The sequence below is a fragment of the Gluconobacter sp. genome, from assembly GCF_047723935.1.
Taxonomy (GTDB): Bacteria; Pseudomonadota; Alphaproteobacteria; order Acetobacterales; family Acetobacteraceae; genus Gluconobacter.
In genome coordinates this window covers 72264-95761 of sequence record NZ_JBDOBO010000002.1, presented here as the reverse complement: position 1 = coordinate 95761, position 23498 = coordinate 72264, and the positions used below count along the sequence as shown (strand labels likewise).

Annotated in this window: 16 protein-coding genes; 9 read left to right on the top strand and 7 right to left on the bottom strand. The window is 53.2% G+C overall.

What is annotated here, in order from left to right; genetic code table 11:
* Positions 1–29: 29 nt before the first annotated feature.
* Positions 30–962: a hypothetical protein gene (locus ABF979_RS02615; RefSeq protein ID WP_211500353.1), complete on the top strand. Its 933-nt coding sequence runs from the start codon at positions 30–32 to the stop codon at positions 960–962.
* A 78-nt stretch (positions 963–1040) separates the two neighbouring features.
* Positions 1041–2492 carry a cryptochrome/photolyase family protein gene (locus ABF979_RS02610; RefSeq protein ID WP_415557600.1) on the top strand — a complete coding sequence of 484 codons (1452 nt, stop codon included), beginning with the start codon at positions 1041–1043 and terminating at the stop codon, positions 2490–2492.
* 46 nt (positions 2493–2538) lie between these two features.
* Here ABF979_RS02610 and ABF979_RS02605 read toward each other — a convergent pair whose 3' ends face one another.
* Both ABF979_RS02605 and ABF979_RS02600 read right to left on the bottom strand, forming a co-directional pair.
* A complete protein-coding gene (locus ABF979_RS02605; RefSeq protein WP_202206933.1) occupies positions 2539–2985 on the bottom strand; it encodes a hypothetical protein in 447 nt (148 codons plus the stop codon).
* Positions 2986–3061: 76 nt separating this feature from the next.
* On the bottom strand, positions 3062–3664 hold the full coding sequence (locus ABF979_RS02600) for a Crp/Fnr family transcriptional regulator (RefSeq protein WP_306795930.1): 603 nt from the start codon (positions 3662–3664) through the stop codon (positions 3062–3064).
* 270 nt (positions 3665–3934) lie between these two features.
* On the opposite strand from ABF979_RS02600, the gene ABF979_RS02595 reads away from it, so the two are divergent.
* From ABF979_RS02595 to ABF979_RS02580, 4 genes are all read left to right on the top strand, one after another.
* Entirely contained in the window at positions 3935–4720 is a 786-nt protein-coding gene (locus tag ABF979_RS02595; protein WP_415557599.1) for an OmpW/AlkL family protein, read from the top strand.
* A 276-nt stretch (positions 4721–4996) separates the two neighbouring features.
* A complete protein-coding gene (locus tag ABF979_RS02590; protein WP_415557598.1) occupies positions 4997–6133 on the top strand; it encodes an efflux RND transporter periplasmic adaptor subunit in 1137 nt (378 codons plus the stop codon).
* Positions 6134–6152: 19 nt separating this feature from the next.
* Positions 6153–9263, top strand: a complete 3111-nt coding sequence (locus tag ABF979_RS02585; protein ID WP_215749696.1) for an efflux RND transporter permease subunit — start codon at positions 6153–6155, stop codon at positions 9261–9263.
* Positions 9260–10771 (top strand): efflux transporter outer membrane subunit, encoded by a 1512-nt coding sequence (locus ABF979_RS02580; RefSeq protein WP_415557597.1) that lies wholly within the window; start codon positions 9260–9262, stop codon positions 10769–10771. The genes ABF979_RS02585 and ABF979_RS02580 overlap by 4 nt, the downstream gene beginning before the upstream one ends.
* 79 nt (positions 10772–10850) lie before the next feature.
* Here the strand turns inward: ABF979_RS02580 and ABF979_RS02575 are convergent, their stop codons facing one another.
* Genes ABF979_RS02575 through ABF979_RS02560 form a run of 4 tightly spaced genes read right to left on the bottom strand, consistent with a single transcriptional unit; the run spans position 10851 to position 15094 of the window.
* Entirely contained in the window at positions 10851–11582 is a 732-nt protein-coding gene (locus tag ABF979_RS02575; protein WP_415557596.1) for a glycosyltransferase family 2 protein, read from the bottom strand.
* The gene (locus tag ABF979_RS02570) at positions 11582–13204 is read right to left on the bottom strand and encodes a capsular biosynthesis protein (RefSeq protein WP_415557595.1); all 1623 of its coding nucleotides are present in this window, start codon (positions 13202–13204) and stop codon (positions 11582–11584) included. Before ABF979_RS02570 ends, ABF979_RS02575 begins: the two co-directional genes overlap by 1 nt.
* Complete coding sequence (locus tag ABF979_RS02565; protein ID WP_202206925.1) at positions 13201–13575, bottom strand: capsular biosynthesis protein; 375 nt, start codon at positions 13573–13575, stop codon at positions 13201–13203. Before ABF979_RS02565 ends, ABF979_RS02570 begins: the two co-directional genes overlap by 4 nt.
* A 49-nt stretch (positions 13576–13624) precedes the next feature.
* A complete protein-coding gene (locus ABF979_RS02560) occupies positions 13625–15094 on the bottom strand; it encodes a glycoside hydrolase family 32 protein (protein WP_415557594.1) in 1470 nt (489 codons plus the stop codon).
* 114 nt (positions 15095–15208) lie between these two features.
* Here ABF979_RS02560 and ABF979_RS02555 point away from each other — a divergent pair, with 114 nt between their 5' ends.
* From ABF979_RS02555 to ABF979_RS02545, 3 genes are all read left to right on the top strand, one after another.
* Positions 15209–16321 (top strand): hypothetical protein, encoded by a 1113-nt coding sequence (locus ABF979_RS02555; RefSeq protein WP_415557593.1) that lies wholly within the window; start codon positions 15209–15211, stop codon positions 16319–16321.
* A 100-nt stretch (positions 16322–16421) separates the two neighbouring features.
* A complete protein-coding gene (locus ABF979_RS02550) occupies positions 16422–18383 on the top strand; it encodes a discoidin domain-containing protein (protein ID WP_202206922.1) in 1962 nt (653 codons plus the stop codon).
* A gap of 14 nt (positions 18384–18397) precedes the next feature.
* On the top strand, positions 18398–20407 hold the full coding sequence (locus ABF979_RS02545) for a discoidin domain-containing protein (RefSeq protein WP_415557592.1): 2010 nt from the start codon (positions 18398–18400) through the stop codon (positions 20405–20407).
* 131 nt (positions 20408–20538) lie between these two features.
* Here the strand turns inward: ABF979_RS02545 and ABF979_RS02540 are convergent, their stop codons facing one another.
* Positions 20539–23352 (bottom strand): hypothetical protein, encoded by a 2814-nt coding sequence (locus tag ABF979_RS02540; protein ID WP_415557591.1) that lies wholly within the window; start codon positions 23350–23352, stop codon positions 20539–20541.
* Positions 23353–23498 lie beyond the last annotated feature (146 nt).

The following is a 23498-nucleotide window of genomic DNA, read 5'->3' as shown; positions in this document are numbered from 1 at the left end:
GGTCTCTTTATCACTGTTCCGGAGCCCTGATGCGCCGTTTCCTGCCTGTTCTGCTGCCCCTCTGTCTGGCCGGCTGCTTCAGCATGCCCCGCCCCTTCTCGGACCCGGGACAACAGGCCCGGCAGCTCGCAACGGCAAACCTGCCTCCTGCCCGACTGGCCGTTCCAACATCTTCTGAGTCCCTGTTGTCCGATGATGCTGCAAAGCTGTGGGCTCATGACGTTGCGGAAGCCATGGTGGCGCAGTCGGTTCCGGCTATTGCCCAACCGAAAAAGCCTGGTGACTGGTGGCTGAAACTGAGCGCAAGCACTCGCAACGGAGCGGTGGTGCCGCACTACGTCATCATGACGCCTGAGGGGAAAGCACGTGCTGAAGGCGATGGCGCGCCGGTTGATATGGCAGGCTGGAGTGCGGGAGATCCGTTGGCCATTAAGGGCGCCGCCATGCAGGAGGCTCCTGAACTGGCCAATCTCCTGACAGGTATCCAGGCGGATATGATGCAGCAGGACCCTCACAGCCTCATGCGCCGTGCCGCTCATATCTATTTTGAAGGCGTTAAAGGAGCGCCCGGCGACGGAAATACCTCTCTAGCCCGGGCGTTCTATGCATCGCTGCCTGACAAAACAAACTCTGTGCAGACCAACGCCAAGAACGCGGATTTTACGGTTCAGGGCGTCGTGAAGGTCACAACTGCGGGGACAGTCGATAAAACTTTGATGCAGCACATCGAAATCGTCTGGCATGTCATCACACCAGACGGCAAGGAAGCCGGGGCAGCAACACAGCTTCACGATGTACCGGCTCATTCGCTGGATAATGCGTGGGGTGATACGGCGATCATGGCTGCTGAAGAAGCCGCAGGCGCTGTACGCACCATCATCACCAATTATTCTGGCCGGGAGCACAAGCCGCTGCCCGCGTCGACACAAACTGTGAAACCATCTGACGCAAAGCACGCTTAATTTCAGCTCACGCATTCTGTGAGCCCTGTTTTCGAGGTTTTCATCCTCTGCCCTTCATGCCCTCGGAAAGAGAGCCGAATGCTTGCCCGCGCGTCACAGACTAAAGAATCCCCTGTCATCGTCTGGTTCAGGGATGACCTTCGCCTAGCAGATCACCCCGCCCTACAGGCTGCTGTGAAAACCGGGCGACCGCTGATCTGCGTTTATGTTCTTGATGATGAGACACCTGCACTCCACCGTCTGGGAGCGGCATCCCGGTGGTGGCTTCATGGCGCACTGGCCGAGCTAAGAAAATCTCTGGCTCAACACCATGGAGCGCTCCTGACGCTTCATGGCTCCGCAGAGACGCTGATCCCTGCGCTTGCGAAAGAAACTGGGTCTAACTGCGTTTTCTGGCATCACCGGTTTCATGCCAAAGAGCGGCAGCAGGACGACCGTATTGCTGATGCGCTCAGTAAAAATGGCGTCTCGGCGAAGGCAGAATGGGGAACAGTCCTGCTGGATCCTGAACGGATCCGCACGAAGGAAGAAAAATTCTATCGCGTTTTCACGGCCTTCTGGAAAGCGTTTCAGCTTCAGGACGTTCCGGATCCTGTAGATGCGCCATCCCACCTGTCGTTCTATTTTATTGAGAGCGACCTGCTTTCAGATCACCGTCTTAATGAGCAGGCTCTCCTTCCCACCCAGCCTGACTGGGCCGCCGGGTTGCGGTCTAACTGGGAGCCGGGGGAAACGGAGGGACAGGAGCACCTGGAGGACTTCCTGAAGCACGACTGTACCCGTTATGGAACCGGCCGGGACGAGTTAGGGCGTGAAGGAACCTCGCGGCTGTCCCCTTATCTGGCATCCGGGGCGGTCTCTCCGCGGCAGGTCTGGGCTGCCATTCAGCGTAAAGGGGCTTCTGAAGAAGGCGCGCGAATTTTTCTCTCTGAGATCGGGTGGCGGGAGTTCGCGAAATACACCCTTTTCCATCAGCCTCTTCTTCCCGAAGCCAGCCTGAATCAGAAATTTTCATCCATGTCGTGGCGCACGAGCCAGACAGATTTAGAGGCGTGGCAACAGGGACGTACCGGCATTCCTGTTGTGGATGCTGGCATGCGACAGCTTTGGGTGACGGGATGGATGCATAATCGGGCGAGAATGATCGTCGGATCATTTTTGACGAAGCATCTGCTGATTGACTGGCGTGAAGGAGAAGCCTGGTTCCGTGACACCTTGGTCGACGCGGACTGGGCGAGTAATGCCATGAACTGGCAGTGGGTTGCTGGGACGGGCATTGATGCTGCGCCGTTCTTCCGGATTTTTAATCCGACCAGACAGGGTGTGAAATTTGATCCTGACGGCGATTATATCCGTCAATGGGTGCCGGAGCTGAAAAAGCTCTCAGGAAAGGCACTGCTCGAGCCTTGGAACGCGCGGGAAGATGAACTGCGCCACGCTGGCGTCATTTTGGGAAAGACTTACCCACATCCGATCGTCGAGCTTCAAGACGGTCGGGACCGGGCTATGAAAGCGTTTCGCTCTCTGTAACGTAAGAAAGAATGCCAGCCGGAGTAATCCGGCTGGTGAGGCTGTCTCAGAGACCGCCGTTCAGGAAGTTCGTCGCATCGCTGCGGCTCTTCTTGCCCAGTGCATTCAGACGGTTCTTCTGTTCCTGCGGCGCATTGCGCAGCTTCTGAAGCTTTTCCGTCTGTGCGGTACGGGCTGTATTCAGCTTGTCACGCTCGCTGTTGATCTTGTTCTGAATGTTGGCTTTTTCGTTAGCCGGTGCATTCGCGTACTTGTCTTTGAGTGCCTGGATTTTCTGGGTGCGTTCAGCTTGGGCCGCAGCAGATTGCGTCTGGTAGTTCTTCACGCGGTTGTTGAGATTGTCTTCTTTCTGGGCAAGATTCCCAAGGAAGTCATTCTGAGTACTCTGCGTAGCTGCAGCCGGATCGGCTGCGTAGGCCTTGGAGGCTACTGAAACCGAACCGGTCAGCAGGCTGACAGCAAGAAGCGAACGGAAGAAAATACGGTTTTTCATGAAGTCTCCTGTAATCATCTTGCAGGAAGACACCAGCACTTCGTGGCGGGAATGTGGCTTCCCGGTAAATAAACTTCTATTCGAGGCCTTCCGCAATTATAGCGATGCGGTCAGGTTGCATAATTGTAATGTGAGTAATGCCACGAATGCTTATCAGACCTTCCCGTTTAAAGGCGCTCAGAACACGGCTGACTGTTTCAATAGTCAGTCCAAGATAATCAGCGATATCGGTCCGCGGCATGGGTAGATCCAGCTCAATCGGCGCATGAGGTTCTGGTACTGGCGCTGAGAGCAGCCGGGCGCGCTCCATCAGGAAGGTTGCAAGACGCTCGCGGGCCGTCTTTCGGCCCAACAGGGTCATACGAGCCTGCATCAGGGTCAGTTCACGGGACGCTTCCTGACGCAGCCGATGCTCCAGATTGGGAAAGCGACTTGTGAGTCGCTGCATCGACGCATGGGGAAAACGACACAGAACCGCAGTGCCGAGCGCCTCTGCACCGAATGCATAGCTCGTGGACGCTGCAAGCCCAAGGAAATCTCCACCTTCAGCAAAACCGGTAATCTGGCGGCGTCCGTCTGGAAGAAGTGTAAAAAGTTTAACGCGCCCACCAGTCACAACGAAAAAATCATGGGCTGGCTCGCCCTCTTCTATAAATGAACGTCCATCCGGAACAGTCATTTTTGAAGATTCACTGGCAAGTATAGCAAGATCACAATCGTCTATTGCACTACAGATACTATGTTCGCGACCAATGCAGTGGGCACAGCGATCGTGGACTTCGTCCGGGATACGCGTTGATGTCATGATGATTGGAACTCTCCCGGCCTGTAACATTTGCTGTGCCGCCACACCCATAGCACATAATTCCCCAGACTTGATCCAGGTCAAGGTGAGGCGTGAGGAGGAGTGCTTTGTGAGGTCAACTATTGTTGATGGAACCTCTTTAACATGAAGACTTCAGCTCTTGCGCTGGTCGCCGCCCTAGGTCTGGTGGCATCACCTGCTTTCGCTCAGACAACGGCCCCTGTCGTTGCTCCTCAGGCTACTGTTTCCGCTCCGATGACGGCGGCTCCGGTACCACAGGTCAACATCATTCCCCCGTCATCCGGCCACTGCGGTCTGTTTGAGACCTGCGCGAACACAAAGATCGGTCTGGGCAAGGGTGACTTCCTGATCCGTCTGTCTGCTCTGGGTGTTCTTCCGCAGGATACGTCTTCCCGCGTGAAGGTGATCGGTGGCCGCGTAAAAGCAACCAATCAGGTGGCTCCTGAATTCACGTTCGAATATTTCTTCACGGATCATATCTCTCTGGATCTGATCGCAGCCAGCACCCGTCATGAACTTGCCGCTGAAGACACGGCACTGGGCAAGGTTGATCTGGGTAGCACGTGGGTTCTGCCGCCGACGCTGACGCTGGCCTGGCACTTCCGCCCGCACAAGCGCTTCAACCCATATGTGGGTGTCGGCCTGACGCTGGCGTTCTTCCACAACATCAGCCCGGCTGGTGGTGCGGTTCAGAAGCTTGATCTGCGTACGACGGTTGGTCCGGCTGCCAATGTTGGTTTTGATTATCAGCTCGTCGGCAACTGGTTCTTCAACTTTGACGCCAAGCAGATGTGGCTGTCCGTTCCGGCCTTCATCAACGAGCGCGGCGGGACTTCTGGCCCATACATCCATGCCCGTGACAGCCTGAACCCGACCACGGTTGCAGCCGGTATTGAATACCGCTTCTGATCTGCTCCAGCAGTTCAAGACGGCCAAAGCAGTTCATCCCCCGGGGGTGAGCTGCTTTTTTTATGTAATTTTTGGGTCAAAACGATAAAATTTTTGCAATATGTTGCTGGAAGCCTTTAGAAAATCCAAGTTTTCAGCTTCTAGTGATGCTGACCGATGATTATGTCACGTAGCGCTTGCCATGAAATCGTCGGGGTTCTGAAGTAGCAGGACGGTTCATGCTTCTGCCGCATTTGCGGCATTGGTCGTCTGGCAGATACGGGGTTTTCAAAAAGTATGCGTGTTGCGCGCGCCAGCGCTCTGGCTCTCGGCCTGCTGGGTCTGGTTTTCCTTGTTCTTTTCTTGAGAACCTATTTCTTCGCTCCGCCTCATGCGGCTATCCCCGAGCAACCTATGTTTGCCCGGCAGAATGGTAGTCTCGTCTTGCGGGATGGCAGCCCTTTGCAGAAACGCCTTGTGATCGCTCCGGTTTCCCTGTCGCATGCCATGGCCGGGGTGACTCTGCCTGCGCAGGTGGTTGCCATACCCGATCATCAGGTCAATGTGCTGGCACCAGCAACAGGCCGGATCATGAGTGTGGCGGTTCAGCTCGGTCAGCATGTTTCACGTGGGCAGGTCCTGGCGACAATTGCAGCCAGCGATCTGGATCAGGCCTGGGCCGACGATCGTCGGGCCCGTGCTGCACTGGATTTCTCCAAACGTGCCTATGACCGTGCGCGCGGCGTGCTCGCTGCTGGCGGAAATGCCGTGAAAGACCTCGAATCTGCACGCAATGATCTGGCTCAGGCAGAAGCAGAAGCCCTAAGAACCCATCAGCGGCTACAGGTTCTGGGCGCGCGCTCCGATTATGCTGCGAAGGGGCAGGTCCCTCTCGTATCGCCCGTTGATGGTGTTGTTTCCGCAGCCAACATGGCTGTGGGGCAGAACATCACGGACTCAACGGCCATTCAGATGACGCTGCTGGATCTCTCTTCCGTGTGGGTCGCTGCGGCCGTGCCGGAAAGCCGCATAGCTGACATCACGGCAGGAGCCACACTGGATGTCACGTTCCCGGCCCTCCCCGGTCAGACCTGCTCCGGCCCGGTTGCAACACTGGACCCGGAATTGAAGCCTGATACACGGCGGCTCAACGTTTACGTTGTTTGCCCCAATAGGAACGCCCAGCTGCGCCCGGGTATATTCGCTTCGGCCAATCTGAGTGTTTCGGAAAACGATGCTGTTCAGGTGCCAAAATCCGCGTTGCTGATGAACAACGACCAGGTTTCGGTTTTCGTCGAAACTGCTCCCGGGACTTTTCGTCGGCGTGAGGTCACCATCAATTACGACGAAGGTGACGATGTACTTGTTCTCTCCGGCCTGTCAGCGGGTGAGCGTGTTGTGACCAGCGGCGCCATCCTGCTGAACGACGACTGACCGGAACGGGCCAGCCATCATGATCGAACGTTTTATCTCCTGGTGCTTCGTGCGCCGGAACATCGTCTTCTTTGCCGCCGTCCTGCTTGCCGTCATGGGAAGCATTGCGTGGCGTGTCCTGCCTGTTGAAGCCTATCCGGACCTTGGATCTGTCAGCGTTCTTGTAACGACCCAGCAGTCCGGTCTGGCTGCGGAGGAAATGGAGCAGCAGGTCACGATTCCTCTGGAGCGCATGCTTGCCAGCGTTCCCGGTGTTTCGGACAGTCGCTCCACCAGCACATTTGGGCTGTCTCTCATCACGCTGATTTTCCGGGATGGGACAGATGTGTTCTGGGCCCGACAGCAGGTTGAAACCATCCTTGCCAGCAACCCGCTTTCCAATGGCGCGCAGCCTTCCCTAGGGCCAATTTCCGGCCCGACGGGCGAGATCTATCGCTATACGCTGGAGTCAGACGACAAAAACCTGATGCAGTTGTCGGACGTCCAGAAATGGACGGTTATTCCTGCCCTGCTTCACGTACCAGGAGTGGTCAGCGTTGATAATTTCGGCGGGTTCACGAGGGAATATCAGCTTGTCCTCAATCCCTCCGCGCTGTTCCGCTATAATATTGGCCTGGAAGATGTTCTGACAGCCATCCGCAATAACAACATCAATGCCGGTGGTGGTCGCGTCACACGAGGGGAGCAATCCTACATCGTTCGTGGTGTCGGCATGATCCATTCACTTGCAGATATGGGTAACATCGCCGTAGCCCAGCGAAATGGTGTCCCCGTGCTGGTGCGGGACCTCGGAACGGTGCAGTTCGGGCATCAGGTTCGCGAAGGCATTCTAGGGAAGGATCATAATCCCGATACCATTGAGGGTGTCGTCACCATGCTGAGTGGTGAAAACCCTTCCGTAGTTCTGGAAAACCTGCACCAGACGGTTGCGAAGCTTCAGACGCAGCTTGCCCCCCAGCATATCCGCGTCGTTCCCTATATCGACCGAGACAATCTGGTTCTCTCCACGACCCACAAGGTCACGGAAACCATGATTGAGGGTATTCTGCTGGTTGTCGTGATCCTGACGCTCTTTCTGGGAAGTCCGCGCAGCGCCGTTGTCACGGCCATCACCATTCCACTTGCGCTGTCCGTCGTCTTCACGCTCATGCATTTCCTTGGCATGTCCGCCAATCTGTTTTCGCTCGGTGCCGTCGACTTTGGCGTGATCGTGGATGGCGCCATCGTCATTACCGAGACCATTCTGCGTGTTCGTGAGGAAAAGCCCACCGAAGCATTGGACTCTTCTGAAGTTCTGACGGTAGCCAAGCGAGCCGGGCATGCCATCTTCTCATCCACGCTCGTGATTATTCTGGCATACAGCCCGCTCTTTGCTTTCGAAGGAAGCGAAGGGAAGCTGTTCCGGCCCATGGCTTATACGGTCAGTTTCGCACTACTGGGGGCGCTGCTCTGCGCACTGGCCCTGATCCCGTCGCTGAGCTTTCTGGCACTTCAGAAACCCCGTCATATCTGGCGCAATCGCCCGCTCGAATGGCTGCATGGTCGTTACAGCTACTGGCTCGGTCATTTCATTGATCGCCCCCTCTTTGCTTATGGAGCCGGTCTGGGCGCTCTGGTGGCTGTGGTCTTCCTGGGGGCAACAATCGGCCGTGAGTTCCTGCCTGATCTTGATGAAGGCGCCCTGTGGCTACAGGTCCAGATGCCGACCGGGATTTCGATGGAGAAGGGCGAACAGATCGCCAATGAACTGCGGGATGCCGTGAGAGAGTTCCCGGAAACCTCTTATGCCATCACTCAGTTGGGTCGCTCTGACGACGGCACGGATCCGTGGACGCCATCTCACATCGAAATGCCAGTTGGCCTGAAGCCTTATGACCAATGGCCTTCGGGAGAAACGAAGGCACAATTCGTCCAGCGGCTACATGATCGGCTGCAGAAGATACCAAGCATCGATTTCGGTATCAGCCAGCCGATTGAAGATCAGATGAGTGATCTTGTTGGCGGGGCGCACAGCCCGCTGGTCCTTCGTGTCTATGGCAATGACTTTCAGGAACTTCGCCACGTTGGACAGCAGATTGTGGATGTCCTCCATAAGGTTCCTGGTACGGCTGAGGCTTCGATCTTTCAGGAGCCCAGAATTCCCCAGATCGACGTAACGGCTGATCGGCTTGCGGCTGCCCGCTACGGAATCAATATTTCCGATATTTCGGATATCGTGTCCTACGCAATCGGGGATGCCCCTATTTCCACAGTCTATGAAGATGATCGCTTCTATGACGCAACACTGCGGATTCCCCGGAAAGACGCGCAGGATCTCCAAAGTCTTTCGCAGCTTCCACTACTGACTGCACAGGGCGCTTTTGTGCCGCTCTCCCAGGTGGCCCAGGTCGGTCTGCGCATGGGTGAGAGCAATATCGCTCACGAGATGAGCCATCGTCAGATCACCATCCGGGTCGATAATGGCCAGCGTCCCCTGTCACAGTATCTTGCTGATGCTCAGGCCCGCATTGAGCAATCGGTGCATTACGACAAGCAGAAGTACACTTTGGAATGGGCAGGCACATTCCAGCAGCAGGAACGCGCGCAGAAGCGTCTTGCCGTTGCTCTGGCCGTCATGTTTGCCATGATGCTGGTTCTGTTATTCATCGAATTCGGCAAAATCCGCCAGGCACTGCTCATTCTCAGCGTTGTTCCGCTCGCGACGCTGGGTGGCCTGATTGCGCTGCATGTGCGTGGAGAGACCCTGAATATCGCTACAGCTGTAGGCTTTATCGCGCTTTTCGGTGTGGCTGTGCAGAATGGCATCATCATGATTTCCAGCATCAACCGGCACCGTGCCGAAGGCCGTTCTGTGCGGGATGCTACGATTATGGGAGCGGGTGAGCGTTTCCGACCGGTTCTTATGACGGCAACCGTTGCCAGTGCAGGCATGCTCCCGGCAGCACTGGCAACCGGCGTTGGCACGGACGTGCAGCGTGGGCTTGCAACAGTCGTCGTAGGCGGGCTTGGGATTGCCACACTGCTGACCCTCTTTGCATTGCCCGTCTATTTCAGTGAGCTTGAAATGTGGGTGGAGCGTCGGGATGCCCGTCGTCCGCGCCCGTCTGAAGAGAATGGAGCCCCGACATGAAGCGGGTTCTTAAAAATACGACCGCCCTTCTGGGATCGGTTCTGATATCAGCCTGCGCAGTCGGTCCGGACTTTCATCGTCCGGACCTTCCAAAGGATGTGAACTATCAAGCTACGCCGCTCGCCGGAACGGTTGGCAATGCCCAAAGCGGGACAGGAGTGGCTCAACACTTCCAGAGTGGCGTGGACATTCCTGGAAAGTGGTGGGAAGTCTTCCGCAATCCGCAGCTCAATACGCTTGTTGAGCAGGCTCTGGCCAACAACCAGTCCATGAAAGCCATGCAGACAGGGTTGAAGTCTGCATGGGAGCAACGGCGGATTGAAGGGGCGGGTCTGTATCCGACGATCTCGGCCTCTTTCAACCCAACACGCAATAAGACCTCACGCGTCTACTCTCCGGTGCCGAACAACAACAGCTGGCTGTATAATGTTCATACCGCTCAGCTGACGATCGGATATGTTCCGGATCTCTGGGGTGGGACGCGGCGAGCGATTGAGGCCGCGGGCGCGCAGGCTGAAATTCAGAAATTTCAGCTTGAAGCTACCGCTCTTACCCTGATCTCCGATCTGGTGAGCGCTACAATTGACGAGGCCACGCTGCGTGCGCAGTTCGAAGCGACACAGGATCTGATTGCCAGCCAGAAATCGGCTCTCAAGCTGATTACGGCCCGGCAGAAATTCGGAGACGCGTCCGAGCAGGACATGGTGGCGCAGCTTGCTTCGGTGGCGCAGCTTGAAGCTACCCTTCCCTCTCTGAATCTTCAGTTGGCTCAAACCCGGGATCAGTTAGCTGTTCTGGTTGGGGTGGCACCCAATACTCCGCTGCCGACCTTCAGGCTGGAACAGTTTACGCTTCCGCAGACATTGCCGGTCTCCCTGCCCTCAGATCTTCTGAATCAACGCCCGGATATTCGGGCGGCACAGGCACAAATCCAGTCTGCAAGCGCGCAGATTGGTGTGGCGATCGCCAATCGCCTGCCCAACGTGCAGCTTAGTGCCCTCCCAGGGCAGGCCGTCGGGACCATGAGCGACTTCTTCAAGCCGGGATATGGAAACTGGACGATCGCTGCGACTGTCATGCAGCCAATTTTCCAGGGCGGCTCCCTCCTGCATGCCGAGCGGCAGGCACGCGACAACCTGCTACAGGCCAACGAGACCTATAAGGCCACAGTCCTGAGTGCCATTCAGGACGTCGCAGACAGCCTTCATGCGCTGGACTTTGATGCTGATGCGCTGATGGCGAATGAGAGTGCCTATACTGCTACGGGGAAGAGTCTGAAGATTGCTCAGGCTCAGCTTCGCTTGGGAGATGTCAGTGAGCTGATGGTGCTTCAAGCCCAGCAATCTCATGCTCAGGCGCGCCTGGCCTATGTTCAGGCACAGGGCGCAAGGTTCTCTGATAGTGTGGGTCTGTTCCAATCCCTTGGCGGCGGCTGGTGGAACCGTAATGACCTGGGGATGACTCCTGCAGCACAGAAAGCTCTCGGGAAATCGTTGCTACCATGGTGACGAAGCGCCACTCAGGTCGTTTTTGATATGACGATCTTCTGTGGCGTACCTCTAGGGTACGCCACAGAGGGGAAATCGTTCAGTCCTTCACAGCATCCAGAAGAGCTGTGTATTCGGCAGGGACACCACAGAACGTAATCACGTCCTGAGGCACGAGATCGTAGTGGATCTTGCGCCCTTCGTTGATCAGGTGATTATAAAGCGGTGCGACATAGAGCTCCGGAGAGGAAGGCGTCAGACGCTCCTGCACGAGAGCATTCAGAAAATCGCTAGCGCGAGCAAAGTGATAAAGCCCATCACAGCACAGATCTGAAATAGGCTGCTTTTCGGTTGTTCTGGCTGCTAGGGGCTCATTGCTGTTTTCTTCAGGTCCAACGTAAGACCAGTTGGCCCCTTCGCCTTTGAAAACTTCCAGATACCCGTCAGATGTCTTGAACCATGGTGCATCCGGAAACCGGAAGTCCTTGCGAAATGTATCAATGTTGAAGATTGTCAGTGGCGTTTCCAAATCCAGCCCGGCTTTCCTAACGCCAAATTCAACTGTCTCAGCCTGCCCAGCCGTTTCATGATCAAGAATGATGATACGCACATCCTTGATGCCAAGCTTGGCTGTTTCTTCCCTGATGAAAGCTTCTGTATCTGCCACAGTCCGAGCGATGAAGATGAATGGCATCGTCTCGAAATAGGCTGAAAAGCTCTCGATGGAATGCGCAAACACGCTTTTCCCAGCCAGGGGCAGCATATACTTCGGCTTGGTATACCCGGCTTTTGTAAAACGGCTGGATAGACCAGCCATCGGGATGACGATCATCAGATTTTTCCTTCAAGAGTCGAATACAGACGCAAGGCATTGGCGATGAACGCCTTTTGTCGATCTGGTCTGTCGGAATGCAAAGGCAGCATGGAAATGAACAGGGACGTCGTGATTGCTCGAATTTCTGCGCTGGAAACAGAAATACCAGCAATGCTCATTTCAGAGAACGCGCTTTGCAGCCACTGACGATGAGAGGACGTATCGAAATTCAGGTCGAAATTGTAAAGTCCATCCTGCTTCAGGTCATACCGACCGGCAAGAATGAAGTCATACAGCCCGTCAACTGAGTGGGAATATTTTGCGATATCATATCGGCAATCACCGTAGATTTCGCGTTTTTCGCTGAAGACATACCCACGGGGATCAATGACAGAGATACGACTGTTTCTGGAGTTGTAAAGGATATTGCTGAAGCAGAAATCGCCATGCATCATGGTAGATGAAGCCGCAGGATCAAACGATACCATCGTTTCCAGCTGGCGGCTGATTTCTAAGAGAGACGGCATCTTCCGTCCCTTGTAAACCAGTTCATGCTCTATATCGAAGCCGGTTTCCTTAGCGAACCGCTCCAGCCGTTCGACCGTCTTGCTGCCCATAAGCTGCCGCGAGTAATCGTCTCTCGGCTTGTCCCCAGGTGTCGCTGCACAGATTTCCAGAAATTCTGCGCAGGAGGTTAGGATCTTCTTCCAGGAGACACGGCCGATTGCAGAGAAAACATAGAGTTCCGACAGATTCGGCGCGTACTGGTATTCAGTTGAATAGAAGGCCCTTTGCCCTTGGTCCCCCTTGTCCAGCAATCTCGCCGCGTAGGGCTGTACCTTTGGTGGAACACTCTCAAACCATTCAGCTTCAGCTTTCATCTTGAAGGTGTCAGCCGAAAGCTTACGAACCGTATTGCGGGTAATCTGAAGGGAGTTGAACGCGCGCGCTGTCGTTACGAGCCGACGAGAGCGGAAATAAGTCTGGATATGACCAAAGTCATACCAGTCCTGAATTTCCTCCATCTTCATAGGACGGCGCTGCAAGTAGTTGTTTATGCCGTCAATGAAACGACCGCGCACCTGGCTGATGGAGCGAACAAGCTCTGCACCATTGGAGAATGCGAAATAGCCGCAGGCAACGGGATTTTCGGTATTCTGCTCGCTTGTGGCCTCAAACGTTTGCAGACTGACGATAACATTGTCGCTATGTTTGATCGCAGCCCACGAATAGTCATCCCCTTCCGCGTGACTGGCAATCACGTCCAGCTGGGTTGGGATCTGGCTCAGAACGGTGTCACCGTGCAAAATGCGGACGCCTGTATTGTAGGCGTTGATCACATTGATGGCGTAAACAATCGCTTCGCCGAGTTGCATGTCATCTGGAACGGGAAGAAGGGTAACTCCCTTTTCATTCAGACGCTGAGTATCGTAGGCCGGAACGTCAAAACTCTCGGGAACCGTCATGTACAGAGGGAATGTCTCGGTGAAGTTTTTCCGAAGACAGTCTATCTGCATGTCATACAGACGGCCTACGCCCAGCGGCAGAAATGAAGGGGGTAAAAGGCCGAACTCCGCAACCAGTTCTTGATCGACGAAGGCGCCTGATGTGATCAGACCAATGGAGGAGGGGGCACTCATTTGTGCGTCTCAATCAGCGTATTGATCTCTTCAAGCGACAAAGAGAGAAATTCGGACGGGCGCACGGCACGGTCATCAATATAGAACCCTTCCGTCCCACACCACGGCTTGCCAACATAAATCTCATCGTACGGTACGTCATGCTTTTTCAGCCATTCGATGATGATAGGCAGTGTATTGGCGTTGATCTTACCAACAGCCCCCTGATAGGTGCGCATGTTACGCGCTGTCTGGATCAGAATTTCGAAACCCTCAGACTTGTACTCCCGAAGCTTCTCGATCAGGGGAAGATTGGGCTCTTTATCACTGTAAGAGAGGTCAGGGTTGTTTTTCGTAAGAGTATCATCAAGATCAACAACTAGACGCTTCATAGTTCAGCACAGCCTCCGAGGATTTGAGTTTCACTTTTATCTTGGGTTTCTAGAGAATACCAGTAAGCCGATTGCCTGATACAGGCTTCAAGAGACAGATTTCATAATCGGCATTTTGAAAACATCCGGAGTTTTTTAGCGTAAAAGGGCCGCCCGGATCGCCATAAGCCCTTGTATTAAGGGCAGAGCCATCAGATGTGAAAATTTCGATGACCGATGCATCCACATAAATATCTAGCTCTGCCGTGCGTGAACTGGATAACGGAACTGTATCTTCATTGCAGGACACTTCCGCTCCGGTTTTCTGCGGATTGTAGTCAAGGTGCAGAAAACGATCAGTTCGACTGAAGACCAATTCGCCCGCTGAGCTCGCATCGAATCTGACACGTATCCGAACACATGGCCCTGGAAGCGTTACAGGTTCCTTGAGAGATCCGGAGAACAGAATCTCACCGTGAAGTGCCTCAACCGAGGGATGAAGATGAGAACGGACCTTTCCATCTGGCCCGGCGACAAGCAGCCGAGGAAAAGACATGACGCCGCTCCAACCACGATCCGCGGCAGCGCCTGCCTGCCAGGGCTTTTCAGTAATCCAACCAAAGAGCGTACGCCGCCCTTGAGCATCAAGCATACTGCGAGCTGCGTAGAAATTACCGTAGCCTAGCGCATCCAGCGTTAAGGGGTGAAAATTCCCATTCACATAGTCACCCGTTGCAACATGCACGACCCAGTTAATGGAAAACATCAGAGCATGTCGGGCGCCCACACGAAAGAAATCCGGACACTCCAGCGCATCATCCCCCCCCCGCAAATCCGATGGGCCGTAAAAAATTCCTTTATAAGACCAGTCTCGAAGATCACGGCCTTCATAGCGTAAGATGACGCCCCCCTGGTTCTCAATGCTGCTTCCAACAAGCATGACCCAGGTATCGCCTTCACGCCAGATTTTCGGGTCTCGAAAGCCACGGATCTTCAATCCAGGCGGCCCAACTGGCAGTACGGGATGAGCTTCCTGACGCCAGTGCGTCATGGTGAGATCAGATGTAGCGATACATTGAACCTGATCCGGCGCCCGCCCTGTCTTCAGACCGGTGTAAACAGCGATTGCCTGCTGTCCATCCAGCACGACATCTCCTGTGAAGACACCGCTTGAATCCGGACCATCAGGCTGTGGCGACAAAGCAACGACCTGATTCTCCCACCTCACCAGATCACGGCTGGTCGCATGTCCCCAATGCATATTACCCCATACGGCAGCATCAGGATTCCACTGATAGAAAAGGTGGTAGGTGCCATTTGCAAAGACGGGTCCACAGGGATCGTTCATCCAGCCATGAGGTGGTAGCAGATGGGATTGCGGTCTGAAAGGATCAGACATCAGAAGATAGGCTGGGGGGGAATGCCCCGTTTTCCCCAACGCACGAGCAGAATACCCAAACAGAGCGGCCGCCGTAGAAACCATGAGAGACCGGCGTGATAGCCGTGCAGGTAACGCATCGGTTAATAAGTACCTGGACACAGAACGTCTCCCTGTCGTGACCGCAATTGTCTATTGCGAGAGAGACTATGACATGAGACGCTGAACTGACACCAGAGAACGTCCAGCTACTCTATCAAAGGTGGGAAAACGGTATTGAAGGCAGGTAGACTCTTTGCGGCAGTCATGATTGCAGGCAGCAGTTTTGCCTGCTTTCCCACCAGCCGTGCTGAAGAACTATCAATTCTTCCGCTCAAGGCAACACTGACGAAAAGTACCCCGTCATTCCAGGTCAAGAATCTTTTTTCGTTCCAGTTACCCGCCAACCTTCCCGCACCCGCAAACTTTCGCGGGCTGATTGGAACACTTTCCACAACCACGAGCCCGGACAAGACAACACATAAGCCGGTTTGGTCAGAAACGCTCTTTGGGCTGGCGTATACAACACGGTCAGTATGCCCGTTATCTGGCCAGAAGATTGGTAGCTATTCTGAAATTTTCTCCAGTTTCCCAAGCCAGGGGCTGGCGGGGCTGATTGTTAAACAGTCGGGTCCAGGAACCGTGACAATCCCTGTGGCCATCAAACTACCCACCGGTCTTCCAATGCGCCTACCACCCGGCGGGTGCCTGTTCATGAGCTTTGACGGAACAGATTTTGCCAATCGTCCTTATACAATGACCAGCAATCTCTCGTTGCTTTACGACACGCAGCCCCCAAAATGGCCGTCTTACAGCGTCAACGGACTGGATGCAGAGTTCGTGGTTACGCCCAGCACCGCACGCGGCCCAGTTCTCAACGCCTATACTGTTCTTCCCGTTTCAGAAAAGGGCCCCTTACACCCCGGGCTCCTCCTGGATGTTTACGGAAACGTCTCAGCCACATCATCCAGTGGATTTTCCGGAGCCCCTGTAAAATCGGGTCGCTGGAGCATTCGGGAAATTGTCTCTGTTTACCGCCGGGGCAGCTGTAACCAAGCCTTTCCTCACCATTCGGAAAACAAGTTTATGTGGAATGACCATAGCGGCAATGGCACTGAACCCAATCCTTCTCGTGCGCTAAAGCCCACAGCACAGAAAATACTCGATATTGTTCTGGATGGTAACGGGATTGATTCAGTAATGAAGCAGGCTAATGGCATACAGACATTGCCAGTCTCTTTAGAGACCGGAGACTGCGTTGTTTCAGCCATTCTGCCCAATACAGTTGATAAATTGATTGATGGCAGCGTGAATGTGGAGACGCAGATCAAAACTGTCTCTACCCCCTGATCTCCTCTTCCTATTTTGGCTGGACGCTTTAAGAATAGTCAAAATAGGCATAATGCTTTCAGGCGCGTGTACTGACGTTTGGTAAGGTGGAGCAAGTTTCGTGGGCAATATCACTACCGGATTCAGCATTCTTTCGAGCTCACAGACCTCTCCACAGGTAAACGAAGAATTTTCCTCTCAGCGCGAATGGTTTCCTTGGTGGCAGATCAGCCTCAAAGAGCCCGTTCGCGTTGAAGGCATAAGGCTTGAAGGCTTTCTGGAAGGCACGGACCAGCCTCCTCTCATGACGGTTCTTATTTCAGACGACGGACAAAACTGGCTTCCTGTCTGGACACAACCTCTCTACGAGCCTGACACTCGCGCAATAACCTCAGTCTCTTTTCAGCAGGTATTTTCTGCTCGCCACATCCGCCTTCGGTATGATGCGTTCGGCGTCCTGAGTTTTAAAAAAGCTGTTTTTGAGACTTCTGCTTTCACAGGGCATGAACAAACAGTTGAAGAGGCATTACGCGGCTATAAAAAAACTGCCGCAAACTCACAGGTCGTACTTTCAACGCTTTTCAACGAAAGCGATGAGTTCCTTGAACAATACATTGACAATTTTCTGGCCTACACCCCTGAGAATGTCTGTGTAGCGCTAAATTTTCCTTCTGAACGTGCAATTCCTCCCCACATCAAGACGATCAGCCCCCGTGTACATGTTTTCAACGGGAAAATCCGTCGTGAGAAATGGGGGCACACGCTTCTTCTGGGGCATCTGGAAGCCTTTGAAGAAGCACAAACCGCTTTTCCCAATTTTGATTATTTCGCCACCATGGCCTCCAATGGGCTCATGGTCCGAAAAATGGACGTTGCCGCCGCAATCGAGCAGCTTCCGCTGGCCTGTCGTGTTCCTGTCGCCTGCGAGCGGGCCTATGAGAGAGATCTCGATGTAGATGTGCTGGAGCCGACATACCATGGGACATGGATGTGGCATCATTTTCGCAACTCTACCGGTTTGGGAAATTATCTCCGGGAGAAACTGGCCGTAGAAAAGGTCTCTGCGACGCAGATCGAAGGTCTTTTCGCGCGCAGGCAGGACTGGGACCAGCTCCATGCACGCAAAAGCCTGATTGAAGGGCTGGAAGACTTCATTTCCTTCGAAAACTATATGGCTATCGAGGAAGTGCTTCCAACGTCCATTTTCGATCGATTTGGAACGGGCCAATACACGCATATCTGTCGTGTTCTCTGGTCAGGCACCCGCCAGACAACGGTTTCAGACCTTCTGGAAATGGTCCCCACTATGCCGGATCATTTCTGTGCACTGAAGTGGTTTGACCGCTCCCGGATTGCCCAATCCACTGTTGCGGTGACAACACCTTGGGGCCGCAGCCTTCTGGAAATGGGTCAAAGCCAACACAGTGATATCGAACAGTTCCAGAAAGTTACCCTTGCCAAAACCCTGCTTGCAAAAGCGTATGAAGCAGAACATTTCGGACCACTGACAAACCGTTGGTGGCCGACCGATGCACAAGGGAAAAAGGGCTTTAACTGGTCCGTCAGGGATCTGATATGCAACCGCCAGCATATTGAATTGGATATCCCTGAGCGGTCCCCTTCCCGGGTGGCTCCAGCATATCTGTTCATGGAAGCCACAAACCAACGTATCTCTGTGGCCTTGAATGTACGGGAAACTGCAGAGGCCGAAACCATTTTACGGCTATCCTGCAGCGCGTTGACAGAAGACGGCGCGCCCGTTTCAGGGGTGCATCTGCAAGGCTATCTCTATCTTTCCGGCCTGCAGGGAGACACTGTCTTTTGTCTCTCCATCCCTCGTGGGAAATGTTTTCCACATGATGCGCTGGCTCGAACCGTTTTTCATGATGAACACGGTTACACGGTCGATTACGCCGATCGTATTGAGCATTTTGATGATGTTGAAAAACGTTATTTTGTGCGCAAAGCGCGCGGAGCAGAGGGGCAGGTCTGGCTTGGTCTTCCTATTCACTGCAACGCCACAGTAGAAGTCGGCCTCTCAGTAGGCCCGGACTATCGCACCAACCGCAGCTTATCCGTCTGAGATCTGACACTGATATGATTGACCTCGCGCTCGGCAAACCAGCTACCCAGAGTTCCAAGCATCCAGATATTCTGCTGCCACTGACCGTTGATGCTGCCAATGCAAATCGGCCAGATCGCTCTGATGCTCATTTCCAAACGGCTGCAGAGTGGTTTCCCTGGTGGCAGGTTGATCTCGAAGAACTCTGCATCATTTCAAATGTAGTGTTGTACAATTCATCTTTCTGGCCGGGCCGGGCCCGCATGTTTTCAATTCTGGTCTCACAAGACGGCCAGACCTGGAAAGACGTCTTTTCGAAAACGGATCACAGCGTTTTCGGTGACAACGACGACACTGCTTACAAGGTCGTGTTTCCAGAGCCCGTTATCGGACGCTTCGTAAGAGTTCGACTGGATAACTGGGACCATCTCCATCTGAAAAGTGTCCGCGTTTATGGGGAGCCATGTCGAGCAACCCTGTCTACCAACACACCTGAAACGCTTTTATCTTCTCCTGAAGGGGTCGTAGTATTCGCGACCAACTACAACGAAGAAGACAGATTCCTACCGGTTTATATCTATAATTTTCTGAATTTTACTTCTGAAAATTGTCATATATTTATCAATTTTCCAAAATCACGCCAGATACCAACTGACCTTCTAACACCAAATCCACGTGTCCACGTTTTTAATGGTGTCATTGAACGCAAGAAATGGGGTGGCACCCTCTTGCTGGGCCATATGGAATCTTATGGCGAAGCACTGCGCACGCTGGGGAAAATTGATTATTTCTGCACCTGCGCGTCAAACGGGTTATTTGTACGCCCGTTCGATTTCACGGCAGCTGTCCGACGTCTGGAATTAAAAGACGAGGCGCCCGTCGGCATGACGCGTCACTATTTAATAGACGTTCCCCTAGACGACGTTCCCCGTGGAGAAGCCTGGGTATGGGACAACCTTCAGGAAGCCGAAAATTTTAGAGAATATCTGATTAAGGAAGCGGATGTTCTCTTCATGTCCATTAACCAGATTGAAGGTCTTTTCGCCCCTAGTGAAGAATGGGGCACATTATACGAACGCATTAATATCTTAAAAAGATGTGATGAATACTTTTTAAATCCAACCCAAAAGACACTTGCATTAGAAGAATTCTTGCCAGTTACTTTTTTCCGAAGCTTCGGTTCGGGAAGATTTACAAATATCTGCCACATGCTTTGGGAGCCAATTCGAGAGGTAGCCTTCCCGGAACTTCTCGAATTTGTGAGAAAACTTCCTATTCATATGTGTCAGGTCAAGTGGTTCAGTCGGGATCCTGATTCCACGCCAACGGCCGCACTTTCTCACGCATGGAGCCGAGCTCTTCTGGAAACACTCTCCAATGAAGAGACCCCGGAGGCTTATCATGACCGGTTTCTGAACCGTGTTTTGACCCAGAGCTTTTCTGATGCCGTTCGTAAAAATGAAGTTTATACGCCTTTGACACGCCTTTGGCGCTCCGATGCACGGTGGGGCCGCGTTCAGTGGATTTACTCTTCTCTGCTTCCACAGGGCGAAAAAACAAAGGTATCTCCCGCATTTCCGGGCACCCCTATGCAGGAGGATGGAATCTCATCTGCGTGGGTTCTCTCCGCAGACCCCATGCACGATGGTCTGCAATATGAAGCCGTCGTTGCAGAAGAGCCTTCCAATACGACCCTTTCTCTTCAGGTGAGCCGAGAAGGCGAAGGTTTTGGACGGCACGAGTGGGGAGATACACGGGCTATTCTGTTTCTTTCTCCCTTGGCAGGAGAAAAAGCTCAGGTGTTCCGTCTTTCGTTGCGCCGGCCTTTTGAACACGCCCATGAACAACTCATGCATAATGTCAGGCGGTCTGATGGGCGGTCCAATTTTGCATGGCCGCTGATCATGCAGGAAGATGAAGGCAATATGCGCCACTTCTATTTCCTGCGTCCGCAGAACCATAAGGGCGAAATCTGGATTGGAATTCCTGCATTCCTCAGAACATCCATTTCCATGGAACTCGCTTTTGGAATTGCTTCCGTTTAACCGACGGGAGCTCAGCATTGTGTATGGCAGACAGGGACTATCTGCTCACACACAATGACTGGCCAATAAAAAATTAGGCATGACAATACAGCCCAATTTTCCTTATCCCCTGCAAAGGGGGTGTTAATCAGTTACCAGCTCTGAAGTTCAACGCGCTTCCAGCTATTCGAAGCAACACAGACATAATGATAGTTTGCGTCATCTGTGAAGTCGCCAGGCGTGCAATCCGCCGTTGAGGATGATGGTGTTGAAAGCGTTTCCCTGAAGGCCTTGGCTGTTGCCGTGGTCGCCGTAACAGTATCTCCACCAAACGTGCTGACCCCGGTTGTTACGATACCAGCAAGGCGCAGAAACCCATTGGTATCTCCTGCCTGATTGGTCAGACTGATCGTCTGAGAGTCTACCTGAGAAAAGCTGGGAGCGTTCCCTGCACCAACTCTAAGCCCGGCCGGGGCACGCGCAGTACCATCAGATTCCGTCACAAGTCCCAGCTTGGTATTGCTGCCCTGGCCAACAGCAAGAGCGACACCGCCGGTATACCCACTAGGATCAAATACGATCTGGCCAGCCTGCACACATTGTGAGGCACTGATTCCAGAATCCAGCATATAAGCCGTTCCATCGCAAAGAGGAGCAGCGTTGTACTGGAGACTGGGGTTACTGCTTTCCAGCGCACCAAGATGCAAGGAGCCGTTTCCTGATGATCCATCCTGCGAACCATAGAACGAAAGTTCTGTGTATTTCCCATTTACAACACCATTACCCATCATAGAGATTGGCTGTGTTGCATTAACGTCTGCAGACATGTTGGCCTGATTGCGGACGTCAAAGAACCCACTATCTGACTTGATCGTTTCGCCTCCTGGAATAACGCCACCTACCCAAAGACCGATACCAAGAGTATTGGCCCCTGACAGTCTCAGCATATAGCTGTCATTAGCCAAGGGTCCCGAGGTGCCATTATAGGCAAGGGTGAGCCCCTTCATGGACACTTCGCCTGGATGATCCTGGTTTGCCCAGAAGTCCCACTCATTATCGAAGGAACGGGTAACGCTATCGGTTTTTCCGACGCGATACTGAAGGTTGTAGTTGTTGAAATTCTTGTTGTTCATGCCCAGAAAAAGCGTGGGCTGGCTATAATTATGATACTGGCTAGTGTGGGTTTCCTGTCCGGTAGCAGGGTGGGTATAAGTAATCTGATTGTCTATCTGGTCTCCACTATTTTGCCCTGGAGCTGCGGTAGCAGCGGCACCCCATTCACCAACAGTGCACCAGCCTGGCTGGGCGGACGATGTCCCTGGATAGTATCCGCTCTCTACGAAAAATGTGCTGTGCGCACTATCAGTGTTCGCCGCATCCCAACCAGAAAAATAGGCCAGATAGTAGTTCGGGAGATCCACATTCGTAGCATCAGGATTGTACCCCCCTTCCGTGCTATTCATTCCTTTTGCGTAATTTGTCCAAATAGCCATACGATTTTGAAACAAATTCATTTCAAGCGTATTAAGCGCTGGATACACAGACACTTCGTTCGCCCCAAGGAACCTTATGGCATGAGCAATTCCGTCAGATGCCAGATACTGGGCCGTTACACCTGTGTTGGCTGCAACTGCGGAGGCCAACGTGTACCCGGATGGCAGAGTGACTGTTGTAAGGTTGGTCGAAGGGTTATAAGCCGCCTGCGTAATTTTTGCAGTTTCAGAAGACACAGTGCCGGATGCTCCTGCCAGCGAGAGGCCTGAAATCTGGCAGCCCGCCAAACTATTCGCCGCCTGAACTCCACACCCTAGAGCACCGACCAGCGTAAAGCTTGAGGCGCCGGCAGCAGCATCTGTCCCGATGCTGTATGAGGTTCCTACAACACGATAGGATCCGTCACTTTCTGTAGCCAGAGTATTTCCTCCCAAGGCATCCAGTGGGGAAACATCGCTGGACCGGGCATCAATATTAATTCCGTCCGTAATACCTGCGCCGGAACGGTTGTTGATTTCTGGCCCCCCCATATCCGTGAACTGATAGCAGGACCCGCCTTCATCTCCACCGCTGGTGTTTGCACACGAGGCTTTCAGATGCACAAGAGAATTTGCCGTAGATCCACCCAACATCAGTGTATTAGGGTTTTGGTTTACTGCATCCCAGTGATTGCGGGACATGGTAATAAAAGGAGTAGTGGTCGCGCTCTGATAAACAGACTGTCCTTCGTATCCAACTTCCAGAGTTCGATCCAGCTTTGCAAGTGCGTCAGCAACGCTTTGCCCATTAACCGTGACGTCTGCACCAAAAATTCCCGTCCCGGTGGAAATTCTGTTATTAAACTCCCAGGTATTTCCATATGATAAATTATCGAAATGACAATGCCCCTGGCCGTCGCTGCCAGTGGCAGTGTCACACCAGATAAAGACATCATTATTTGCGATATAGGGATTACCCGGATGGAAGTGAATTGCCTCCGTCTGTCCGCTATTATTTTGCTGCTGTGCAAAAAGAATATTCCCAACGGCGTCGCGCCCGACCACCCCGTTAGGAACGTCTTTCTGATTGCTCGCCTGAAAGGCATCCATTGTTGTGGAAAGCGTATTCAGAAGACCTGAAAGCTGTGTGCCTCCGACAGTACCCTTGTCGATAGAACCACTGACCGGTGCCGTGATGTACCCTGAACTGTCCAGTACCACGGCATTGGATTCTACGCCCGTAGGAGCCTGGCACGGAACAGGATGACCTGCATCATCCAACCCACATGTCATCATGACCACTGTTGTGGCATGCCATTGATTATCTGTTCCTTTATATGCCGGAACGACAGGTTTCTCGTTGTTTCCCACGGCTGACACCACTTTAAGCGGCTGGTAGCTGCCATCAGTTCCTTTGTAAGCCGCAGGAGACGCAGCAAAAGAATGCAGAGGAATTAGTAATGATGAAATTATTAGGAGATTTTTTTTCGTCATCGAATTCTCTGTTAATTAGATTTTCTGTAACGACGAGACACAAAAAAAGCCCTTCCCCCAGAAGAGGAAAAGGCCATCACCGTGAATTTATTGCTATTTTTACTTGAAACAGCCGTTACATATGTCGGCTATCTTCTTTTCTTCTA